Source organism: uncultured Brevundimonas sp., from assembly GCF_963977465.1.
In the GTDB taxonomy this organism is placed as follows: domain Bacteria; phylum Pseudomonadota; class Alphaproteobacteria; order Caulobacterales; family Caulobacteraceae; genus Brevundimonas.
Map to the genome: position 1 here is coordinate 142,580 of NZ_CAXBOQ010000002.1, position 20,176 is coordinate 162,755.

A 20,176-nucleotide genomic window follows, 5' to 3' on the forward strand; every position below is an offset into this window, starting at 1 on the left:
GTTTCCGGACGGAGGGCGGCCGATTTTCTGTTTTTGTCCGGAACTGCGTATGAGATTATGCCTATGGATCGTCGCCGGTTTCTGATGGGTTCCACGGTCGCCGGCGGGGCGGCGCTGGGACTGTCTGCGTGCGGCAGCGTGGGCCTGGACTATTTCCGGCCCGGTCCCCCGCGGGTCTATCCCGCGATGGACGAGCTGCAGCAGCGTACGTTCAACTGGTTCACCCATGTCACCAACCGGGCCAACGGCCTGACACCGGATCGCTGGCCGACAGAATCCTTTTCGTCGGTGGCGGCCGTCGGCTTCGCCCTGACCTGCTGGCCGATCGGGGTTGAGCGGGGCTGGATCAGCCGCGAGGAGGCGCGCGAGCGCACCCTGACCACCATCCGCTTCTTCCACGACCTGCCGCAGGGGCCGGAGGCGACAGGCGTGGGGGGCTACAAGGGCTTCTTCTATCACTTCCTCGACATGCAGACCGGGCACCGGTTCGGCCGCACGGAGCTGTCGACCGTCGACACCAGCCTGTTGGTCGCCGGCATGCTGTTTTGTGCGCGCTGGTTCGATGGCGACCATGCCGGGGAGGCGGAGATCCGGCGGCTGGCCCAGGCCGTCTATGACCGGATCGAGTGGGACTGGGTCATGGTCCGGCCCAACCGCATCTCCATGGGCTGGCATCCGGAAACCGGCTTCATCGAGGCCGACTGGCACGTTTACAACGAAGGCATGCTGGTGTTGCTGCTGGCCATCGGCAGCCAGACCCATCCGGTTCCGGCGTCTGTGTGGGACGAGTGGTGCTCGGTCTATGATCGCAGCTGGACGGATCGTTGGGGCCAGCCCTATCTGCATTTCGGGCCGATGTTCGGGCACCAGTACAGCCACATGTTCGTCGATTTCCGCACCATTCAGGACGCCTGGATGCGGGCGAAGAGCGAGGAAGTCGGCAAGGGCCGCTATCGGTGGACCTACTCCTTCAACAGCATCCTGGCGGTGTCCGCGCAGCGGAAATATGCGGCCGACAATCCGGGCGGCTGGGCCGGGTATTCGGAAAATGTCTGGGGGCTGACGGCCTGCGACGGACCCGGTGATTTCAAACAGGTCATCGGCGGGCGCGAGCGCGAGTTCTTCAGCTATTCCGCGCGCGGGCCCGGCGAGCGCGACGACGGCACCATCGCGCCGACCGCCATGGCCGCCTCCATGCCGTTCGCGCCAAATGCAGTCGAACGCGGCGTGGTCGAGATGAAGGCGCGCTACGGCGCGGGCATCTACACCGAATTCGGCTTTCTCGACTCGTTCAACCCGACCCTGACCGAGCGTCAGGGCCGGTTGCAGCACGGGCGGATCGTCCCCGGCGTGGGCTGGGTCGATGGCGACTATCTGGGCATCGATCAGGGACCGATCGTGATCATGGTCGAAAACCATCGCTCGGCCATCGTCTGGGACCGGATGCACGGCGACCCCAATCTGGTGCGCGGCCTCAAGCGGGCCGGGTTCAGCGGCGGCTGGTTGGCTCGCGCATGATCGATCCCCGGCCGGATCGGCGGGCAACGCTCGGCCTTCTGGCCGGGGCCACGGCGGCCGGTCTCGCGGGCTGTGGTCGGCGCGATGACGGGACCACCCGCCTGACCTTCTGGGCCATGGGCAATGAGGCGACCAATGTGCCGCAGATCCTGGCCGAGTTCGAACGGCTGAACCCGGGCATCACGGTCAATGTTCAAGCCCTGCCGTGGACGGCGGCCCACCAGAAGCTGCTGACGGCCTATGCCGGGAACTCGCTGCCGGACCTCAGCCAGGTGGGCAACACCTGGGTGTCGGAAATGGCCGCCATCGGCGCCATCAGCCCGATTCCCGCCTTCGCCGCCGACCTGCTGACCGATCAGTTCCCGGCGGTACTGGAGACCAACCGCATCAACGGGCAGGTGGTCGGCACACCCTGGTATGTCGACACCCGGCTGATCTATTATCGCTCCGATCTGCTGGAGCGGGCCGGGTTCGACGCCGTGCCCCAGACCTGGGATGGCTGGAAAGTCGCCATGCACGCGGTCAAACGCGTCGCCGGGCCGGGCGCTTTCGCTGTCCTGTTGCCCGTCAATGAGTTCGAGCAACTGCTGACTTTCGGTCTGCAGGGCGAGGAACCGTTGCTGCGCGAGCGGGATACCCTGGGTAATTTCTCCAGTGCCTCGTTCGTCGCTGCCCTCGAATTCTACAAGAGCCTGTTCGACGAGGGGCTGGCACCCGTCGCCTCCTCGACGCAGATCTCCAACGTCTGGACCGAGTTCGAACGCGGCTGGTTCAGCTTCTATTTCTCTGGGCCGTGGACGATCGGCGAGTTCAAGGACCGGCTGAAGCCGGAAACGCGCTGGATGACCTCGGGCGTGCCGGGCCCGACCGGGCCGGGGGCCTCGGCACCGGGCGGGTCTTCACTCGTGGTCTATCGTCACTCGCCGCATCAGGAGGCGGCGTGGACGCTGGTGCGCTATCTGTCCGATCCGGCCGTACAGGCGCGCTTCAACATCATTACCGGCGACCTGCCGGCGCGACCGAGTGCCTGGGAGGCACCTGCGGTAGCCAATGACCCCTATATCGCCGCTTTCAAGGGCCAGCTGGCGCGGGCTAAGGCGGTGCCCAAGGTTCCGGAGTGGGAACGGATCGTCACCGAAATGCAGATTGTCGCCGAGCGGATGGTGCGGGGTGAGTTCACGCCGCGTGCGGCCGCTGCAGAGATAGATCGCCGTGCTGACCGGCTGCTGGAGAAACGCCGCTGGATGATCGAGCAGGGGAGGGTGGAATGACTGCGGCCGTCACCGCCAAGCCGAAACGCAGGGCCGGCACACCCCGGTCGCGCGACCGGGCGGCATGGGGTTTCGTCGCCCCCGCCCTGATCGCCATCGGCATTTTCTTCGCCGTTCCCGTGTTCTCGGCCCTGCTGCTCAGCCTGACCGATTTCGATATCTATGCTTTGGCCGACATCGGCAATGTCCGCTTCGTCGGCCTGCAGAACTATGAGCGGCTGCTGGGCAATCCGCTGTTCTGGACGGCGATGAAGAATACCGGCCTGTTCGCAGTGATCGGCGTGCCGCTGTCGATCATCACCTCACTCGGCGCGGCGGTGATCCTCAACGCGCGGGTGGTGAAGTGGCGGCCGCTGTGGCGGGTGATCTTCTTCGCCCCCTTCGTCACCACCCTCGTGGCCACGGCCGTGCTTTGGAACTATCTGCTGCACACCCGTTACGGCATCATCAACTGGGCGCTGTCCAGTCTGGGACTGCCCGCGGTTGACTGGCTGGGAGACCCGTCGACCTCGATCCCGGCCATCCTGATGTTCGTGGTCTGGAAGATCTTCGGCTACAATATGCTGATCTTTCTGGCCGTGCTGCAGACCGTGCCGGACGACCTGTACGAGGCCGCACGCATCGACGGGGCGGGGTCGTGGAAACGGTTCAAACACGTCACCCTGCCGGCCATCGCGCCGACCCTGCTGCTGGTCTCGATCATCTCGGTGGCGGGTTTCTTCCAGCTGTTCGCCGAACCCTATGTGATGACGCAGGGGGGACCGGCCCAGTCGACCGTGACGGTGCTCTACTTCATGTACGAAGAGGGCTTCAAATGGTGGAACCTCGGCTCTGCCAGCGCGGTCGCCTTCGTTCTGTTCCTGTGCATCCTGGCCGTGACCCTGGTGCAGCTGGCGGTGGCCAAACGGATGGGGGCCTACGAATGAAGGCCCGGACCGTCAAAGCCGTCGTGCTCAATATGGCCGTGGCCTTCATCGCCCTGATCGTGCTGTTCCCGCTGGCCTGGATGGTGTCGGTCAGCTTCATGTCGACCGGCGAGGCGGCGGTGTTTCCGCCGCCGCTGCTGCCGAAGACGTGGACGCTGGAGCACTATCGCGACCTGTTCGTGACCCAGGGCATGGGCCGCTACATGTGGAACAGTTTCGCCCTGGCGACGCTGGCGACGGCGTTGGCGCTGGGCTTCACGGTGCCGGCCGGCTACGCTTTCGCCAAGCTCAGGTTCAAGGGCCGGGACAAGGTGTTCCAGCTGCTGGTCGCGGCGCTGGTGGTGCCGGCCCAGATCGGCACCCTGCCGCTGTTCCTGATGCTGAAATCGGTCGGGCTGGTGAATACCTATGCCGGAGCGCTGGTGCCGTGGCTGGCCTCGATCTTCGGCCTGTTCCTGGTCCGTCAGTATGCGCTGAGCATTCCGGACGAGATGCTGGAAGCCGCGCGCATCGACGGGGCCTCGGAGAGCCAGATCTTCCGCCGTGTGGTCCTGCCGACGCTGCAGCCGATCATCGTGACGCTGGCGCTGTTCGTCTTCCTCGGTAGCTGGAATGATTTCCTGTGGCCGCTGATCATCCTGACGGATCAGTCCAACTATACCCTGCCCGTGGCGCTGGCGGCGCTGTCACGCGAGCATGTGCAGGATATCGAGATGATGATGGCGGGGGCGGTGATCACGGTGGCCCCGGTGCTGATCCTGTTTCTCGCCCTGCAACGCTATTACATCCGCGGCATGCTGGCCGGGAGCGTGAAGGGGTGAGGGCGCTCGCTGTTTTCGCGGGTGCGCTCGCCCTGCTCGCGGCGCTTCCCGCTCAAGCCCAATCTTCGCGCGTGCTCGATCCGTTCGAGTCCCTGACGCCGTGGGCGGCCGACGCCTCGACCGATGTGTCTTCGGCCATCTCCGCTGTGGAGGGCCATGACGGCCGGGCCATGCGGCTGACCTATGATTTCAACGGCCGGTCCGGCTACGCTTTCGCGGCGCGGGCGCTCGATCTGGATATGCCCGAAAACTATGAGATCAGCTTCTGGCTGCGCGGCGAAATGCGGCCGAACACGCTGGAGATCAAATTCGTCGACGGCTCGGGCGACAATGTCCACTGGCGGCAGATCCAGGATTTTCAGGCGACGTCGGAATGGACGCGCTACACCATCAAGCAGCGCCAGATCGTCCGCGCCTGGGGCCCGAACCCGGACCCGGCCTTCCGTGGTGCCAAACGGATGGAGTTTGTGGTCACGGCGGGCGAGGGCGGGGCGGGCTGGATCGAGGTCGATCAGCTGGAACTGCGGGAGTTGCCGCCCGAGCCGTCCGTGCCGCCGCGGCCGGTGGCGGGCGCGTCGAGCACGGATGGACTGAACGCTGCCGTGCGGGCGGTGGACGACGATCCGGCGACGGCCTGGCGTTCGGCCGGGACCGGGATCCAAAGTCTGACGCTTGATCTCGGCTATGCGCGCGAGTTCGGTGGCGTGACCCTGCGTTGGGCCGACCGGGCGGCTGCCTCGGATTATCGGCTGCGGGCGTCTCCGGACGGTGAGAGCTGGCGCGATCTGGCCACCGTTGAAAACGGTGACGGCGGGGTCGACTGGTTGCGTACGCCCGAGGCCTCGGCGCGCTGGCTCAGGCTGGAGCTGCAAACCCCACAGGCCGCGGTCGGATCGGAGCCCCCGACGGGTGCCTATGCGCTGAACAGTCTCGAGATCGAATCGCTGTCATTCGGCGAGACGCCGACGACCTTCATGCGCGCCGTGGCGGAGGAGAGCCGGCGCGGCCTCTATCCGCGCGGGTTTGTCGGCGAACAGCCGTACTGGACCTTGGTCGGCGTCGACGGCGGCGGTGAGAGCGGCCTGATCGGCGAGGACGGAGCCATCGAACTGCGCCGCGGCGGGCCGTCGATCGAGCCGTTCGTACTGGACAACGGGCGGCTGGTGAGCTGGGCGGATGTGCAGATCGGCCAGTCGCAGCAGGACGGCGACCTGCCGATCCCGACCGTGACCTGGGCCAGTGACGACTGGACGCTGGCGATCACCGCCTTCGCCGAGGGGGTGCCGGAACGGGCGCAACTGTACGGCCAGTATGTGCTGACCAATACCTCAAAGCGGCCGCGCACCCTGACGCTGGCGCTGATGGCCCGGCCGTTCCAGGTCAACGGGCCGTCGCAGTTTCTGGCCATTCCGGGCGGCGTCGGGCCGATCGAACAGATCGACTGGAATGGTTCAACGCTGGTGCTGAACGACGCCATCCGCATCAGCAGTCTGGCGACCCCCGACGGGATTGCGCTGAGCCCGTTCGCGAGCGGTGCGGACCCGCAGAGCCTGCTTGCGAACGCCGACCGCCGCCGCGACCCGGGCGAGCGCCAGGTGGAGTCGGACAGCACGACCCTGACGGCGGGTGCGATGCTGTATGACGTCACACTGCAGCCCGGCGAAAGCCGGACCTTCGGCCTCGTCACCCGGCTGGCCGGGCCGACGCCCGATCTGGCGCCGGTCGCGGACGTGGCCGGGACACTGAGTGCCGCCCGGGCCCGTGTGGCCGCCGGCTGGCGCGAGAAGCTGGACCGGTTCGATCTGACCCTGCCGCCCGCCCAGCAGCGGATTGAGGACGTGATGCGCTCGTCGCTGGCGCATATGCTGATGTCGCGCCAGGGACCGATCCTGCAGCCGGGCACGCGCTCCTATAACCGCAGCTGGATCCGCGACGGGGCCATGATGGCCGAGGGCTTGAACCGGCTGGGGCATGCCGAGCTGTCGGCCGGCTATCTGCGCTGGTTCGCGCCGCTGGTGTTCGACAACGGCAAGGTGCCGTGCTGCGCCGATGCGCGCGGGGCCGATCCGGTGCCCGAGAACGACAGCCATGGCGAGTTCATCTTCCTCGCCGCCGAGACCTACCGCTACACCCACGATGAGGTACTGCTGCGCGAGGTCTGGCCGCAGGTACAGGGCGCGATCCGCTATATGGACGGGCTGCGCGCCTCGACCCGCACGGCGGCGTTTCAGGCGGCGGACCAGCGGCATCTGTTCGGCCTTTTGCCGCCGACCATCAGCCACGAAGGCTATTCCGACCGGGTGGCCTATAGCTACTGGGACGATTTCTGGGGGTTGCTGGGCTATCGCGACGCCGCCTTTATCGCCGAGACGCTGGGCGAGGTTGAAGCCGCCGCCCGCATCCGCGCCGCCGAGGCCGGGTTCAAGGCCGACGTCATGGCCTCGATCACGGCGACGGCGCGGGTCCATGACATCGACTGGATCGCCGGGGCCGCCGACCGGGGCGATTTCGACGCCACCTCGACCACTATCAGCCTGTCACCCGCCGGTCTGATCGACGACCTGCCGCGGGTGTTGCTGACGCGGACCTTCGACAAATGGTGGGAAAATTTCACGGAGCGGCAGGAGAACCGGCAGGCGTGGAGGGACTACACGCCGTACGAACTTCGCAATGTCGGGGCACTGGTGCGACTGGGGCGGCGCGAGGAGGCTTTGCGGGCGCTGGACTTCTATTTCGCCGACATGCGGCCGCGGGCCTGGAACGGCTGGGCGGAGGTGGTCGGTCGCGACGCGCGCGAGCCGCGCTTCATCGGCGACATCCCGCACGCGTGGATCAGTTCGGACTACATCCGCTCGGCGCTGGATCTGCTGGTCTATGAGCGCGACCGCGACCATGCCCTGGTGCTGGCGGCTGGGGTGCCGACGCGCTGGCTGGAGACGGAACCTGGCGTCGGTATTCGCGGCGTTCGCACCGCCTGGGGTCCTGTCGGCTATCGCTTCCGGCGCGAGGGCCGGACCTATGTACTGACGATTGAACCGGGAGCGACCCCGCCGGGCGGCTATGCCGTGCAGTGGCCGTTGGGAGAGACGCCGCCGGGGCGGGTGCGGATCGACGGCCGTCCGGCCGACTGGTCGGGGGGCTGGCTGGCCATCCCGGCCGATGCCCGTCGCATCGAGATGCGTTGAGACGTCAGCGGCGGGGAAAGGCGTTTCCGTCGGCACTGAACAGATGGGCCTGATCGGCGGCGATATGCAGGGTCAGGCGGTCGCCGGACCTGGGCCGAACCTCACCCGACAGCTGCACCGTCAGGGTCTCGGCGAGACCAGCATAGGTCAGATAGGCGAAGGTTGCGTTGCCGAGGGTCTCGACGAAGGTCGCATCGGCCGTGATGGATGCGCCCGAACCGTCCAGACGCAGATGTTCGGGTCGCACGCCGAGGGTGACCTGATCGCCGGCCCTGCCCCGCGATGCGTCGACCGCGACCGTGATGACATCCCCGCCGACGGTGCGCACCGTGGCCTGTCGGGCCGAGCCTTCGACCAGCTCGGCCGGGATCAGGTTCATCTTCGGACTGCCGATGAATTCGGCCACGAACAGGTTCCGCGGATGCTCGTACAGGTCCATCGGGGCCCCGACCTGTTCAATGCGCCCGGCATGCAGGACGACGATCCTGTCAGCCAGGGTCATGGCCTCGATCTGGTCGTGGGTGACGTAGATCATCGTCGTCTTCAACTCCTCATGGAGCCGGGCGAATTCGTAGCGCATTCGGACACGCAGGGCGGCGTCGAGGTTGGACAGAGGCTCATCGAACAGGAAGACCTGCGGCTCGCGCACGATGGCACGGCCGATGGCCACCCTTTGACGCTGACCGCCGGACAGGGCCTTGGGCTTGCGTTCGAGATAGTCAGTGATGTTGAGGACCGTCGCTGCGGCGCGGACCCGTCGGTCGATCTCGGCCTTGTCGGCTTTGGCGATCTTCAGCCCGAAGGCCATGTTCTCGTAGACGCTCATGTTTGGATACAGAGCGTAGGACTGGAACACCATGGCGATGCCGCGGTCGGCCGGGGAGAGGTCGTTGACCACCCGACCACCGATCTCGAGAGTCCCGGCGCTGAGGTCTTCCAGTCCGGCGATGGCGCGCAACAGGGTGGATTTTCCGCAACCCGACGGACCGACGAAGACGACGAATTCGCCATCGTCGATGTGGAGGTCGATTCCGTGCAGCACCTCGGTGTTGCCGAAACTCTTCTTCACCCCGGTCAGCTGGACGTCCGCCATGCTTCAAACCCTGATCGTTTCCCGCGAGGCACCGTAACCGGTTACAGGGTCAGATCAATGGGTGGCGCGCGCCGGCGGCATCTGGGCGTTGTGTAGTCGTCGCCGGGGGCCGGTTCGGAACCCGTAACGATCTGGGCCGGGAAGGGTGGAGCCCAAGACTTGACCTGGACCGGGGCCGGAGTGCCTGTACCGGTTCGATGGGGCACCAGAACAGCGCGATGACTGACGACGTGGGAGATGGGGCCACTACGACCAGGGATGGCGGCCAATGGCTGCGTTGGCTGGGTCCTGCCGCCGGAGTCGGCATTTTCGTTGTCGCCGCCGGCGTGATCGCCGGCGAGCTGCGCGATGTCAGCTGGCATGAGGTCGAGGCTGCAGCGACAGCGACGCCCCTCCTGTCCCTGATGCTGGCTCTGGCGTTGCTGATCGTCAGCCTTGGCACAGCCTCGACCTTTGACGGTCTGGCGCTGGCCTCGATGGGAAAGACCGCCAACTGGCGCAGAACCTGGCAGCCGTCGGTGCTGGCCTTCGCGCTCGCCAATGTCGGTGCGCCGGGGCTGGCGATGGCCGGCGGCATTCGATTCCGCGCCTACCAGGCCGACGGCTTGTCGGGCGGTGATGTCGCCGTGGTCAGTGCGTTGGCGGCGGCGATCGGATTGGTCGGCGGGCTGGTTCTGGTCAGTCTGGCCGCCGCAGGGGCCCTGACCGATATCGCCGACCGGGCCCATCTGCCCCATTGGGTCGGTCTGGTGCTGGCCATCGTCGGTCTCAAGGTTCTGGCCGGCTATCTGCTAGCTCCGCGCGCGGGCTGGCTGAAGCGATTCCTGCCCGACCGGAAAACGCGGCTGGCGATCATCTTTTCCAGCGCGTGCGAATGGATGGCCGCGGCGACGATCCTCTACGTCCTGCTTCCGGAGGCCAGCCGGGGCGACCTGCTCCACTACCTGCCGGTGTTCGGCATGGCCGGGCTGCTCGGGGCGGTCAGCGGACTGCCCGGCGGACTGGGCGCGTTCGACGCCATTATCATCGCCGCCCTTGGGCCGCGCATCGGAACAGCCGACGTGGTCGGAGCCCTGCTGCTGTATCGCCTGATCTATGTGATTGGTCCCCTGCTGCTGGCGGGTGGTCTGACCGTCCTCATCGGTCTGAGGGCACACGGCCGCTCTGCGGCAGGTGGACGGGCCATGCAGGCGGGCGAGGCTGTCTGGCGCGAGGTCGCACCGCCCCTGTTCGGGCTGCTGACCTTTGTCGCCGGGGTCGTGACGCTGCTGTCGGTAGCGACGCCGGACGGAGCCGCGCGACTGACGCTGCTGGCGCGACTGGCCCCGGAGGGGTTGATCAACTCGTCGCATTTCGCCGCCAGTTTGGCCGGGGTGGTTTTGCTGTTCCTGGCCTTCGGTCTGCTGGGACGGCTGCGGAAGGCCTGGTGGGCGACGCTGTTCGCCCTGATCACCGCCGCCTTCGCCTGTCTGCTCAAGGGACTGGGTTTTCAAGAGTTTCTGTTTCTGGCAACGGTTGTCGGTCTGTTGGCGATGAGCCGGGGGGCCTTTCACCGGGACGCCGGTCTGCGCGCGACGCCGATGAGCCCCGGATCCATCGCCGCTGTTCTGGTTGTGTTGGTGGCGGCGGGCGGGCTGGGGCTGTTTGCCTATCAGAACGTGGTCTATCGCGATGATCTGTGGTGGACCTTCCTGACGGAGCAGAATGCGCCGCGGTTCCTGCGCGCGGCCGTGGGGGCGGCGGCTCTGGCGGTGCTGATCTTCGCGTGGCGATTGACGCGACCGGCTGCAGCCGAGACCCGACGTCCGACGGCGGCGGACATGGAGCGTGTCTACGCGATCATGGAGACTGCGGATCAGGCGTCGCCCGAAGCCAATCTGGCCTTCCTCGGCGACAAGTCCCTGATGTTTAGCGAGAGCGGGCGCAGCTTTGTGCAGTATGGGGTCCGGGGGCGCGCCTTCGTGGCCATGGGCGAGCCGGTCGGCCCGTCCGTCGAGCGCAAGGCGGCGATCTGGGCGTTCCGTGAACTGTGTGACCGGCATGGTGCGCGGACGGTCTTCTATTCGGTCAGTCGCGACAGCCTGCCGGACTTCATCGATTGCGGTCTGGTCGCCTCGAAAATCGGGGAGACCGCAATCGTCGACCTGGAGAATTTCAGCCTGGAAGGGCCCGTGCGGGCACCGCTGCGGCATGCGGTCAATCGTGGTCAGCGCGACGGTGCCGAGTTCGCCATCGTGCCGCCGGAAGGCTTCGACGCCATTGCCGATGAACTGCAGTCGGTGTCCGACGCCTGGTTGGGGATCCATCACGGAGTCGAAAAGGGTTTCAGCCTCGGGCGGTTTGACCGGGACTATCTGCGACGGTTCCCGACCGCAGTGCTGCGCAAGGACGGGGCGATCGTCGCCTTCGCCAATCTGTGGTGCACGCCGGACGGTCACACGGTTTCAATCGATCTGATGCGCTATGGAGCCGGCGCGCCCAAAAACAGCATGGAACTGCTGTTCATCCACCTGATGTTGTGGGGCAGGGACCGGGGATTCAAGGCGTTCGACATGGGCATGGCCCCGCTGTCGGGGTTGGATTCCCACCGGCTGGCCCCGTCCGTCGCCCGTCTGGGCAGCTTTGTCTATGCCGAGGGTGGCAGCCTGTACGGGTTCGAGGGCCTGCGGGCGTTCAAGCAGAAATTCAATCCGCGCTGGGACCCGGTCTACATCGCCGCCCCGACCGGATGGATGCTGGGACCCGCCCTGGCCGATGCGGCCTTGCTGTCCAGCGGCGGGCTGCTGGGGGCCCTGCGTTAGGCCCCTTCGGCGGGTGGCGGCGGGAGCCGCTGCACCAGTCGCGTCAGCAGGGCTATCTGTTCCTCCTGCCGGCGCAGCATGACCTCGATATCGCGGGTGCGGAGCTGGTCGAGCTTGTCGTGCAGGGCCATGATTTCGATTTCGGCCTTCAGGTTGACCTCATAGTCGTTGGCCGCGTCGTAGCGGTCCTTAACGCCCTGGCGGTTCTGACTCATCATGATCACCGGAGCCTGGATGGCGGCCAGCATCGACAGGATCAGGTTGAGGAAGATGAAGGGGTAGGGGTCGAAGGCGCTGCGCAGGAGCAGCAGGTTCAGCCCTACCCATAGCGCCAGGAAAGCACCGAACCCCATGATGAAGGTCCAGGAGCCGCCGAACGAGGCGACCTGATCGGCCAGCTTCTGACCGAAGGTGAGTTTGTCGTCGAAACTCAGATTGGTGTTGCTGGATACCGTCTCCCGCGATGCCGCCCGGCGCAGGACCCGGCGCTCGCGCTCGCTCAGGGCTTCGGGAGTTTTGGCAAACCATCGGCGGGCGGCCTGGGTGAGGTCAATGTGTTGCGGGTCAGACATCTCTGGGGTCTCCATCGCGCCGGATGTTGCGGTCGGGCGAGGCAGACTAGTCCTCAAATTTTGCCGGAGGCAGCGATTTCCGAGGGCTGGTTCCGGGCCGCTCCCCCCGGCGCGTCCGCGGCGTGCAGGGCACCGGGGGCAGTGCTGTTAGGACTCTGACCAGCCTTTAGGGTTAAGCCATTCTGCGAATGGATCGGAGTGACTGGCCGATGATGGCGACAGGCGAGTGGAGACGGGCGTTGATGCCGGCTGCGCTGGCAGTCGTCGTGTTCGGGCTTGTTGTGGCGGTCACGCTTCTGACCCGGCAGACCGGCAGCTATGTCGTGGTCTGGCCTGTAAACGCCTTGGTGCTCGCCGTCGCCCTTAGCTGCGCGCGGGCTGAAAGGCCGTTGCTTCTCGGCGGTGCCTTTATCGGCAACACCGTGGCCGTCGCGGCCATGGGCAATACGCTGCCGATGGCACTGCTGATGGCCTTCACCAACCTGGTGGAGGTGGGGGTCATGTTGGCGATACTCGGGCGAAGTGGTTCGCTTCGTCTGATGCGGCGCTCGGGCATACCGCGCTTTGGCCTTGCGGCGTTGGCGGCGTGCGTTGTGTCTGTAGCGACAGCCGAAGCCGGGCTTATGGCCGCCGGATTTCGTCCAACCCTTCCCGGGGCCAGCCTCTGGTTCGCGGCCAATCTGCTGGGGCTGCTTGTCTTCACCCCTCTCCTGCTGGCGGGTCTCAATCGCCGCTTTTCAGAACTGTTCGGTGCGGACCGGCTACAGACCGCGCTTGGGCTCGGCCTGCTGGTGCTCGTGTCCACGGCGGTCTTCCTGCAGTCGTCCCTGCCCCTGCTGTTCATCCCCCCTGCCGCATTGACGCTGGTCGCGATCCGCTCCGGAATTGCCGGTGCTGCGTTGGGTGGCCTTCTGGTCAGCATTATTGCCGTGATGGCGACGGTTCATGGTGTGGGTCCGCTCAACCTGGTGGCAGGCGATGCCGCCGGGCGGTTCATCGTTCTTCAGCTGTTCCTGGCCACATTGACGGTGATTGCCCTGACGGTCGGCATGACCTTCGCCGAGCGCCGCAAATTGATCGAACGCCTGACCCGGGCGCGGGTTGTGCGGCGCGCCAAGACCGCCCGCGAGCGGCAACTGATCGACCATGCCCAGCTGGCAGAACGCATGTCGCAGGTGGGCTATTGGACCCTGAACATCGATACGGGCGCGATCTTCTGGTCGCCGGAAGTTTACCGGATTCACGGCGTCGACCCCGCGTCGTTCCGTCCTGCGCTGGACAACGCCCTGGCCTTCTATGTCGACGGAGACCGGCAACGGGTGGAAGACCTGGTCAAGAGCGGTGTGGACCGCGATGAGGGCTGGGAATTCGACGCCGTCCTGATCCGGAGGTCCGACGGAGCACGCCGTGACGTCCGCTCGATGGCGGCCGGCGAGAAGGATGCGAATGGTCGGATCGTCGGCTATTTCGGTGTGTTCAAGGACCTGACAGAAGAGCGGCAGGTCGTCGCGAAAGCCATTGAGCAGGAGCGGCGTTTTCGTCTTCTGGCGGACAATGCCAGCGACGTCATCGCCGTCTACGATCGAAAGGGCGTGTTCAGCTATGTATCGCCGTCAATCACGGAAATACTGGGCTACACGCCAGAAGAATTGATCGGGAAGACGCCCTATTTCATTGTTCCCGAGGACCGCGAAAGCGTGGCGGCCGAGTTTGAGGCCGCGCTGGATTCCGACGTGCCGATCACCATCGAATACTGTGCCCTGGCCAAGGACGGCTCCCGTCGCTGGCTGGAGGCGCGACCCCGGTTTCAGCGCGACGATACAGGCAAGATTATCCAGATTACGGACTCGGTCCGCGACGTGACCGAGCGACGGGAACGGGAGGCCGCGCTCGCGGAAGCCCGGGCCGAAGCCGAGGCGGCGACCCGGGCCAAGACCGAGTTTCTCGCCAATATGAGCCATGAGATCCGGACTCCCCTGAACGGCGTTCTGGGCTTCGCGGATGTGTTGGCCGATACGCCGCTGTCCAAGGATCAGACGCGCTATGTCGACCGGATCCGCACGGCCGGAAGGGGGCTAACGGTTCTGATCGACGACATTCTGGACTTCTCCAGGATCGAGGCGGGCAAGATGCCGGTGGAGCGCCGACCGTTCGATCTGCGCGCCCTGGCCCTGGACGTCGTTGACCTGACCCGGAGCGGGGTCGGTGACCGGCTGACCTTCGACGTGAATTTCTCCGGGGATGTCACACCCTGGATCATCGGCGATGAACAGCGCACCCGTCAGATCCTGCTGAACCTGCTCGGCAATGCGGCCAAATTCACCCAGACCGGCTCGGTGCGTCTTGAGGTCTGTCTGGCCGACGAGATGGTGGAGCTGCGCGTCATCGACACCGGAATCGGGATTGCGCCGGAGGCGCTGGCCCACCTTTTCCAGGCCTTCACCCAGGCGGACGCCTCGGTTGGTCGCCGGTTCGGTGGTACGGGCCTGGGTCTCTCGATCAGCCACTCCCTGGCCCGGTTGATGGGTGGAGAGGTGCGACTGGACAGTGTGCCCGGTGCCGGAACGACGGCGGTGCTCAGTCTACCCTATGCGGTGGCAACAGCCCCCGAGACGGCTCCGGTGGCGGCGGGCACGCCTGAAGCGGTGACCGGCCGGAGCCTGAAGGTGCTGGTCGTTGACGATGTCGAGGCCAACCTCGAGCTGATCGATATCCTGTTGTCGCGGGCCGGACACAGGATCAAGGGCGTCACGTCCGGAGATGCGGCGCTCGCCCTGCTCGAGGCCGACACGAGCTTTGATGTGGTCCTGATGGATGTGCAGATGCCGGGCATGGACGGTCTGGAAGCCACCCGGCTGATCCGGCGATTGGGCAATGGCGTGGAAACCATCCCGATCGTGGCCCTGACGGCCAATGTCATGGCGGAACAGGTCGCGGAGTGTCGGGCCGCCGGCATGGATGAGCATCTGACCAAACCGATCCGGACCGAGGAACTGTTCGAGGTCATTGTTCGCGTCGGAGCCCTGTCTGACCCGCCGGTGTCCCCAACATCCGCTCCGGGCACCGCCGACCCGCTGGCCGCGCTGAAGGGGCGGTATCGTTTCCGGTTGTCGACCCTGGCGACCGAATTCGCGGAGATGGATAGTCTGGATGAGCCGGATCGTACTCAGGCGATCACCGCGCTGGCCCATTCCATCGCCGGCACCTCCGGGAGTATGGGATTCGACGAAGTCTCGAAAGCGGCCTTCACCCTGGAAGCCGCCGCCAACGAGTCTCTGGCCGCGAAGTCAGGAAGCCGGGATCTTGCAGCGGACATCGAAGCGCTGATCGCGGCGGTGGCATCATCATGACGCCTGGGCCACTACCGTCTCCGGGGGGGCCTTGAACCCGGCCTGTCGGGCAGACGCGACCGCATTTCGTTGGGTGGACGTCGTCGCAAGGGCCTGTTCATGGTTGAGGGTTAAAAGGTTTCAGTGGTCAGGCTGTGTCGGTCGTGATCGCTTCCGGAGTTTCGCCGTTGTCGTCCCTCAAAGTTCTTGTCGCCGACGATGATCGCTATCTGGCTGCCATGGCACGTCAGACGCTTGAGGTGGACGGCATCACCGTCGAAGTGGCGGTGAATGGAGACGAAGCCCTCAGGACCGCCGACTGGTTTCGACCTGACGTGATCGTGCTGGATACGATGATGCCGGTTGTCGACGGGATCGAAGCCCTGGAGCGGTTTAGGCGTCACGAGCAGCATCAGGACACGCCGGTACTGATGCTGACCTCGCTGCGGACCATGAGTGACATCAAGCGCGCCATGGCCTCGGGGGCCTCCGGTTATCTGACCAAACCGTTTCGGCCTGACGAGTTTCTCAAGCGCGTGAAATGGTTGATGGAGCCGGAGGTGAGCGCCGATCCGGGATCGCCTGAAAACAATCTGATTCTCAACGCCTGAGGCCGGTATTGCCTGTCGGCTAGCCTGCCGCGGTTCCGGACGCAGTTGCCCGCCTGTTCCTGGCCGGGGCCGCCAGTAGCCGGGCGACCGTCTCGTTGAAGGTATCGGCCTGCAGGGGCTTGGGCAGAGCCTCGTCAGCGCCGAATGCCAGCGCCGTGCGCAGCAACACATCCTTGTCCATCTGCCCGCCTGACGAGATGGCCAGAATTCGCACTTCGGGGTGGGACGCCTTCAGCTCGGTAATCGTTTCCAGGCCGTCCTTGTTGGGCATCAGCATGTCGAGGACGATCAGGTCGACCGGCAGGATGGCGACAACGCCGAGGGCTTCGTTGCCGTCCGAGGCTTCGACAACCGCATAGTCCTCGTGCCGGAGCATTTCTCCGGCGATCAGCCTGATGGTGGGGTCGTCGTCGACGATTACGATGATAGCCATGGTGTTCTCCACCCTTATCATGCCCCGGAACCCCCACCATTCCGTCAAGACAGATGCTTAATCCTCAGGCTGCTCTTTCCACCGCTGTAGGGAGGGCGGTGACGGCGCAGGGCCGGTGATAGAAATATCCCTGCAGATAGTGGACGCCGGCGGTCTTGAGGAAGATCGCCTGCGCTTCGGTCTCGACGCCCTCGCAGACCACCTTCATGCCCAGGGCCCGGCCGACACCAATCACCGCATGGATGATGGCCGCCGACGCCGTGTCCTCGCAGCAGCGATCCACGAAGCTGCTGTCGATCTTGAGGGTGGTGAAGCTGAGTTCCCGCAGGGCATGCAGGCTGGTGTAGCCGGAACCGAAATCGTCGAGGGCGACGCCGACCCCGATGGCCGACAGCAACTGGATGGTCTGACGGGCGGGTTCGATGTCCAGGACGGCGGTTTCCGTGACTTCGATTTCGAGGCGTTCCAGCGGGAAGTTTTCACGCCGGGCGATCGCGGCGACACGGACAGCGAAGCCGGGATCCTGAAAGTCCCAGGCGCAGGCGTTGACCGAAACCCGCAGGTCAGGCCGCGTCGCCAGTTCGCGCATCGCTGTGGTCAGCACGAAATCGGTCAGGGCGATGATCGCATCGCTCTTTTCCAGTTCGGGAATGAACTGGTCCGGGCCGATGCGGCCCTGGTCGGGGTCGGTCCAGCGCACAAGAGCTTCGACCTTGTCGGAGACCGCCCCGGACCGGTCGGTCATGGGCTGGTATTCCAGATGCATATGGCCGGCCGCCATGGCGTTGCGGGCCCGGGAGGCCCAGTCAGAGTCCAAGATCTCGGCCACCGCAGGAGTCGGTGTGGCTGTATGACCCATTGCCGACAACGTCCGGGCGATCAGGGCGTCGAGGGCATCCGGATCGACGGACGATGTCTCTCCATTCCGGGCGTCGTTTTCGATCTGCGAGGCGACGGCGGTGACCATGGACGCCCCGAGGCTCAGGCTCATGGATTTCAATGCATGGGCTGCCCGGGCCAGGGCGTCGTGATCGCCGGCCTTCATGGCGTCGCGAATCCCGGCGACCCGGAGCGGCGCATTGACGGCGTACAGACCTTCGACCTTCTCGACGAAATCAGGCCGCCCGTTAGCGGCCATCGTAGCCAGCTCTTGCCGGACGCCGGGATCGAGCAGGCCCGCTGAGTCTTCGAGAACAGGCTCGGCGACGCGATCGGGGGCGGGCGCTTCGGTGGGAGCCGCCCCGCCGGCCAGGGCCCGGTCGGCACAGAACCGCAAGAGAATCCGGGTCAGGTCAGCGAGGGTGAAGGGCTTGTGGATCACGTCATCCATGCCCGCGGTCCGCCAGGCATCGGCACCCGAGCCGACAACGTGGGCGGTCAGGGCGACGATGGGTGTTCGGGCGCGGCCGGTTTCAACCTCTGCAGCACGAATGCGGCGGCTGGCCTCGAAACCGTCCAGAACCGGCATGGACCCGTCCATGAGAACCAGATCAAAGGTCGAGACCTTCAGGGCCTCAATCGCCTGCAGGCCGTCCTCGGCCAGGGAAACAATCACACCCAACCGGCCGAGCGCTTCGGCGGCAACCTCGCGGTTGACCTCGGAATCATCGACGACGAGGACGCGGGCCCCGGGGAAGGCCGTATGGTCTCCGCGATGCGCCTGCAGCCGATCGAGCGACGGGCGCTGACCGGCGTGCATCTGCTGCAGGACCTGCAGAAGATCGTCGCGGCGCAAGGGTTTTACCATGGCGGAGACGCCTCGCTCGGCGAAGGCGGCCGCCTCATCCTCGGTGGCGCAGATCACCAGCGAGAGCCCGGTCGAGCCGGTCTCGGCCTGTGGGTTCAGCTGGATCGAGGCTCCGGATGGCACAGGGGCGCTGGCCGCCGTCACTCCCCAGGCGTTCAGGTAACGGTTGAGGGCCACCGCCGTCTGGCCCTGCGCTTCGGGCACATGAACGCTCCAGCCGGCAAACGCCGACAGGGCCGTCGCCGTGTCTTCGACCGCCGTCAGCGGGGCCCGGAAGGCAAAGACGGAGCCTTGGCCCAGCACGCTCTCCAGGGCCCATTCGCCGCCCATGGCGCGCACGAGACGGTCGCAGATGGTCAGGCCCAGCCCGGTCCCGCCGTATTTGCGTGTGGTGCTCTGATCGGCCTGGGTGAAGGCTTCGAACAGATGGGGCAGGCGGTCGGCCGGGATACCCGGGCCGCTGTCGACGATGGCGAACCGGATCTGCCCCGGGCTTCCGGCATCGGGCTCGATGGTGATCAGGACGCCGCCGGTTTCGGTGAATTTGATGGCGTTGTTGGCGAGGTTGCCCAGCACCTGACGTAGCCGGACCGGGTCCCCGCTGACGACGGGCGTGCGCGGGTCGACGAACACCGCCAGGTCCAGCCCCTTGCTGACGGCGCGTTCCATGAACAGGCTGGCGACGTCTTCGGCGACCTCGGTCAGGTCGACCGGGACGGCTTCCATGTCGAGCTTTCCGGCCTCGACCTTCGAGAAGTCGAGAATGTCGTTGATGATGCTAAGCAGGGACTGGCCCGATTTGGCGATCACGTCAGCGTAGCGTTTCTGTCGGGCAGGCAGGTCGGACCGCGACAGCATTTCGCTGAGCGCGAGGATACCGTTCATCGGCGTGCGGATCTCGTGGCTCATGACCGCCAGAAAATCGGACTTGGCGGCGTTGGCGCTTTCGGCGGCTTCCTTGGCGACCGAGAGCTCCGCAGTGCGGGAGGCGACCTCGCCCTCCAGTCCGGCGACATGTGCGGCGATCCTTTCATCGCGCTCCCGGATGCCGTCCAGCATGTCGTTGAAGCCCGTGACCAGGTCGCGAAGTTCTCCCTCGGCCTCGATTTCGGCCGGTTGGGAATAGTCCTGGGACTGCCGGACGCGGTTGGTGAACCGGGCGAGACGGGTGATCGGCTCGCTGATACGCCGGGCCATGCGCAGGGCGACCAGAAGTCCGGCCAGCAGCGCCACCCCGGCACCGGCCAGGCTGATCAGGACAGCGGACAGGATGCGCGATCGCAGCCCGGGCACATCGCTGAGCAGGGTGATCTCGCCCACCACACTGCCGTCATTGAGGATCGGCGTCTTGACCTGGATGGAGCCGGTCTTCAGCGCCGACCACAGCGACAGCTTGCTGGTCTGCTGAATTTCCGCGTCCGAGTTGAGGCGAACCCCGCCACCGGTCTCGGCCAGAAGGTAGCCGTCCGCCGTCTGGACACGCGCATAGACGATGTCGGGCATCTGGCCGATCGACCGCACGGCCAGAAAGGCACCGGAAGCGTCGTTGTGCGCGACCGAGGGCGCGGCCATCGAGCCGATGACCTGGGCCGTTTGGGTCAGTCTGGCGGTTTCCAGTGCAGCCTGACGTTTGGCATCGGTCCAGCCGGACAGAGCGGCCGTGACCAGCCCGGCCGCCATTAGAGAGGTCAGCACCAGGACAATCAGTTTCCGGCGAATGGATCCGGTATTGATGGGCAGTGACCAAGTCAGGGGTCTGGTTCCGTATGGTGCCTTCGCCAGCGATACCAGACATTAATGACTACGCTCTTAAGGGTTGAGTCGACGGATGATTAGCGGGCAGCATTTCAGAAGACCGGGAGGGCTTCG

General features: G+C 65.8%; 12 protein-coding genes. 8 read left to right on the top strand and 4 right to left on the bottom strand.

Going from position 1 to position 20,176, the window contains the following annotated elements; translation table 11 throughout:
• Window positions 1-84: 84 nt before the first annotated feature.
• From AAC067_RS04620 to AAC067_RS04640, 5 genes are read left to right on the top strand one after another with little or no spacing between them, the layout of a single operon-like run.
• Window positions 85-1,518, top strand: coding sequence for a glucoamylase family protein (locus AAC067_RS04620; RefSeq protein WP_339930046.1), 1,434 nt, complete (start codon window positions 85-87; stop codon window positions 1,516-1,518).
• Complete coding sequence (locus tag AAC067_RS04625) at window positions 1,515-2,789, top strand: sugar ABC transporter substrate-binding protein (protein WP_339930048.1); 1,275 nt, start codon at window positions 1,515-1,517, stop codon at window positions 2,787-2,789. Before AAC067_RS04620 ends, AAC067_RS04625 begins: the two co-directional genes overlap by 4 nt.
• Complete coding sequence (locus AAC067_RS04630) at window positions 2,786-3,715, top strand: sugar ABC transporter permease (protein WP_339930050.1); 930 nt, start codon at window positions 2,786-2,788, stop codon at window positions 3,713-3,715. Before AAC067_RS04625 ends, AAC067_RS04630 begins: the two co-directional genes overlap by 4 nt.
• Complete coding sequence (locus tag AAC067_RS04635) at window positions 3,712-4,536, top strand: carbohydrate ABC transporter permease (RefSeq protein ID WP_339930052.1); 825 nt, start codon at window positions 3,712-3,714, stop codon at window positions 4,534-4,536. The genes AAC067_RS04630 and AAC067_RS04635 overlap by 4 nt, the downstream gene beginning before the upstream one ends.
• Window positions 4,533-7,721, top strand: a complete 3,189-nt coding sequence (locus AAC067_RS04640) for a discoidin domain-containing protein (protein ID WP_339930054.1) — start codon at window positions 4,533-4,535, stop codon at window positions 7,719-7,721. The genes AAC067_RS04635 and AAC067_RS04640 overlap by 4 nt, the downstream gene beginning before the upstream one ends.
• Before the next feature lie 4 nt (window positions 7,722-7,725).
• On the opposite strand, the gene ugpC is transcribed toward AAC067_RS04640, so the two are convergent.
• Window positions 7,726-8,814, bottom strand: coding sequence for a sn-glycerol-3-phosphate ABC transporter ATP-binding protein UgpC (ugpC, locus tag AAC067_RS04645; RefSeq protein ID WP_339930056.1), 1,089 nt, complete (start codon window positions 8,812-8,814; stop codon window positions 7,726-7,728).
• A 218-nt stretch (window positions 8,815-9,032) separates the two neighbouring features.
• Here ugpC and mprF point away from each other — a divergent pair, with 218 nt between their 5' ends.
• The gene (gene mprF / locus AAC067_RS04650; RefSeq protein ID WP_339930058.1) at window positions 9,033-11,615 is read left to right on the top strand and encodes a bifunctional lysylphosphatidylglycerol flippase/synthetase MprF; all 2,583 of its coding nucleotides are present in this window, start codon (window positions 9,033-9,035) and stop codon (window positions 11,613-11,615) included.
• Here the strand turns inward: mprF and AAC067_RS04655 are convergent.
• Window positions 11,612-12,187 (bottom strand): DUF1003 domain-containing protein, encoded by a 576-nt coding sequence (locus AAC067_RS04655; RefSeq protein ID WP_339930060.1) that lies wholly within the window; start codon window positions 12,185-12,187, stop codon window positions 11,612-11,614. The genes mprF and AAC067_RS04655 overlap by 4 nt on opposite strands.
• Before the next feature lie 242 nt (window positions 12,188-12,429).
• Between AAC067_RS04655 and AAC067_RS04660 the strand changes: the two genes are divergently transcribed.
• The gene (locus AAC067_RS04660; RefSeq protein WP_339930062.1) at window positions 12,430-15,537 is read left to right on the top strand and encodes a PAS domain S-box protein; all 3,108 of its coding nucleotides are present in this window, start codon (window positions 12,430-12,432) and stop codon (window positions 15,535-15,537) included.
• Between the two features lie 134 nt (window positions 15,538-15,671).
• The gene (locus tag AAC067_RS04665; RefSeq protein ID WP_339930064.1) at window positions 15,672-16,127 is read left to right on the top strand and encodes a response regulator; all 456 of its coding nucleotides are present in this window, start codon (window positions 15,672-15,674) and stop codon (window positions 16,125-16,127) included.
• A gap of 19 nt (window positions 16,128-16,146) precedes the next feature.
• Here AAC067_RS04665 and AAC067_RS04670 read toward each other — a convergent pair whose 3' ends face one another.
• Window positions 16,147-16,560, bottom strand: coding sequence for a response regulator (locus AAC067_RS04670; RefSeq protein ID WP_339930066.1), 414 nt, complete (start codon window positions 16,558-16,560; stop codon window positions 16,147-16,149).
• 64 nt (window positions 16,561-16,624) lie between these two features.
• Complete coding sequence (locus tag AAC067_RS04675; protein WP_339930068.1) at window positions 16,625-20,002, bottom strand: EAL domain-containing protein; 3,378 nt, start codon at window positions 20,000-20,002, stop codon at window positions 16,625-16,627.
• Window positions 20,003-20,176 lie beyond the last annotated feature (174 nt).

Bases quoted from the DNA above. Each gene is read 5' to 3' on its own strand.
- AAC067_RS04620 (WP_339930046.1), top strand. From the start codon at position 85: ATGGGTTCCACGGTCGCCGGCGGGGCGGCGCTGGGACTGTCTGCGTGC.
- AAC067_RS04625 (WP_339930048.1), top strand. From the start codon at position 1,515: ATGATCGATCCCCGGCCGGATCGGCGGGCAACGCTCGGCCTTCTGGCC.
- AAC067_RS04630 (WP_339930050.1), top strand. From the start codon at position 2,786: ATGACTGCGGCCGTCACCGCCAAGCCGAAACGCAGGGCCGGCACACCC.
- AAC067_RS04635 (WP_339930052.1), top strand. From the start codon at position 3,712: ATGAAGGCCCGGACCGTCAAAGCCGTCGTGCTCAATATGGCCGTGGCC.
- ugpC (WP_339930056.1), bottom strand. From the start codon at position 8,814: ATGGCGGACGTCCAGCTGACCGGGGTGAAGAAGAGTTTCGGCAACACC.
- mprF (WP_339930058.1), top strand. From the start codon at position 9,033: ATGACTGACGACGTGGGAGATGGGGCCACTACGACCAGGGATGGCGGC.
- AAC067_RS04655 (WP_339930060.1), bottom strand. From the start codon at position 12,187: ATGTCTGACCCGCAACACATTGACCTCACCCAGGCCGCCCGCCGATGG.
- AAC067_RS04660 (WP_339930062.1), top strand. From the start codon at position 12,430: ATGCCGGCTGCGCTGGCAGTCGTCGTGTTCGGGCTTGTTGTGGCGGTC.
- AAC067_RS04670 (WP_339930066.1), bottom strand. From the start codon at position 16,560: ATGGCTATCATCGTAATCGTCGACGACGACCCCACCATCAGGCTGATC.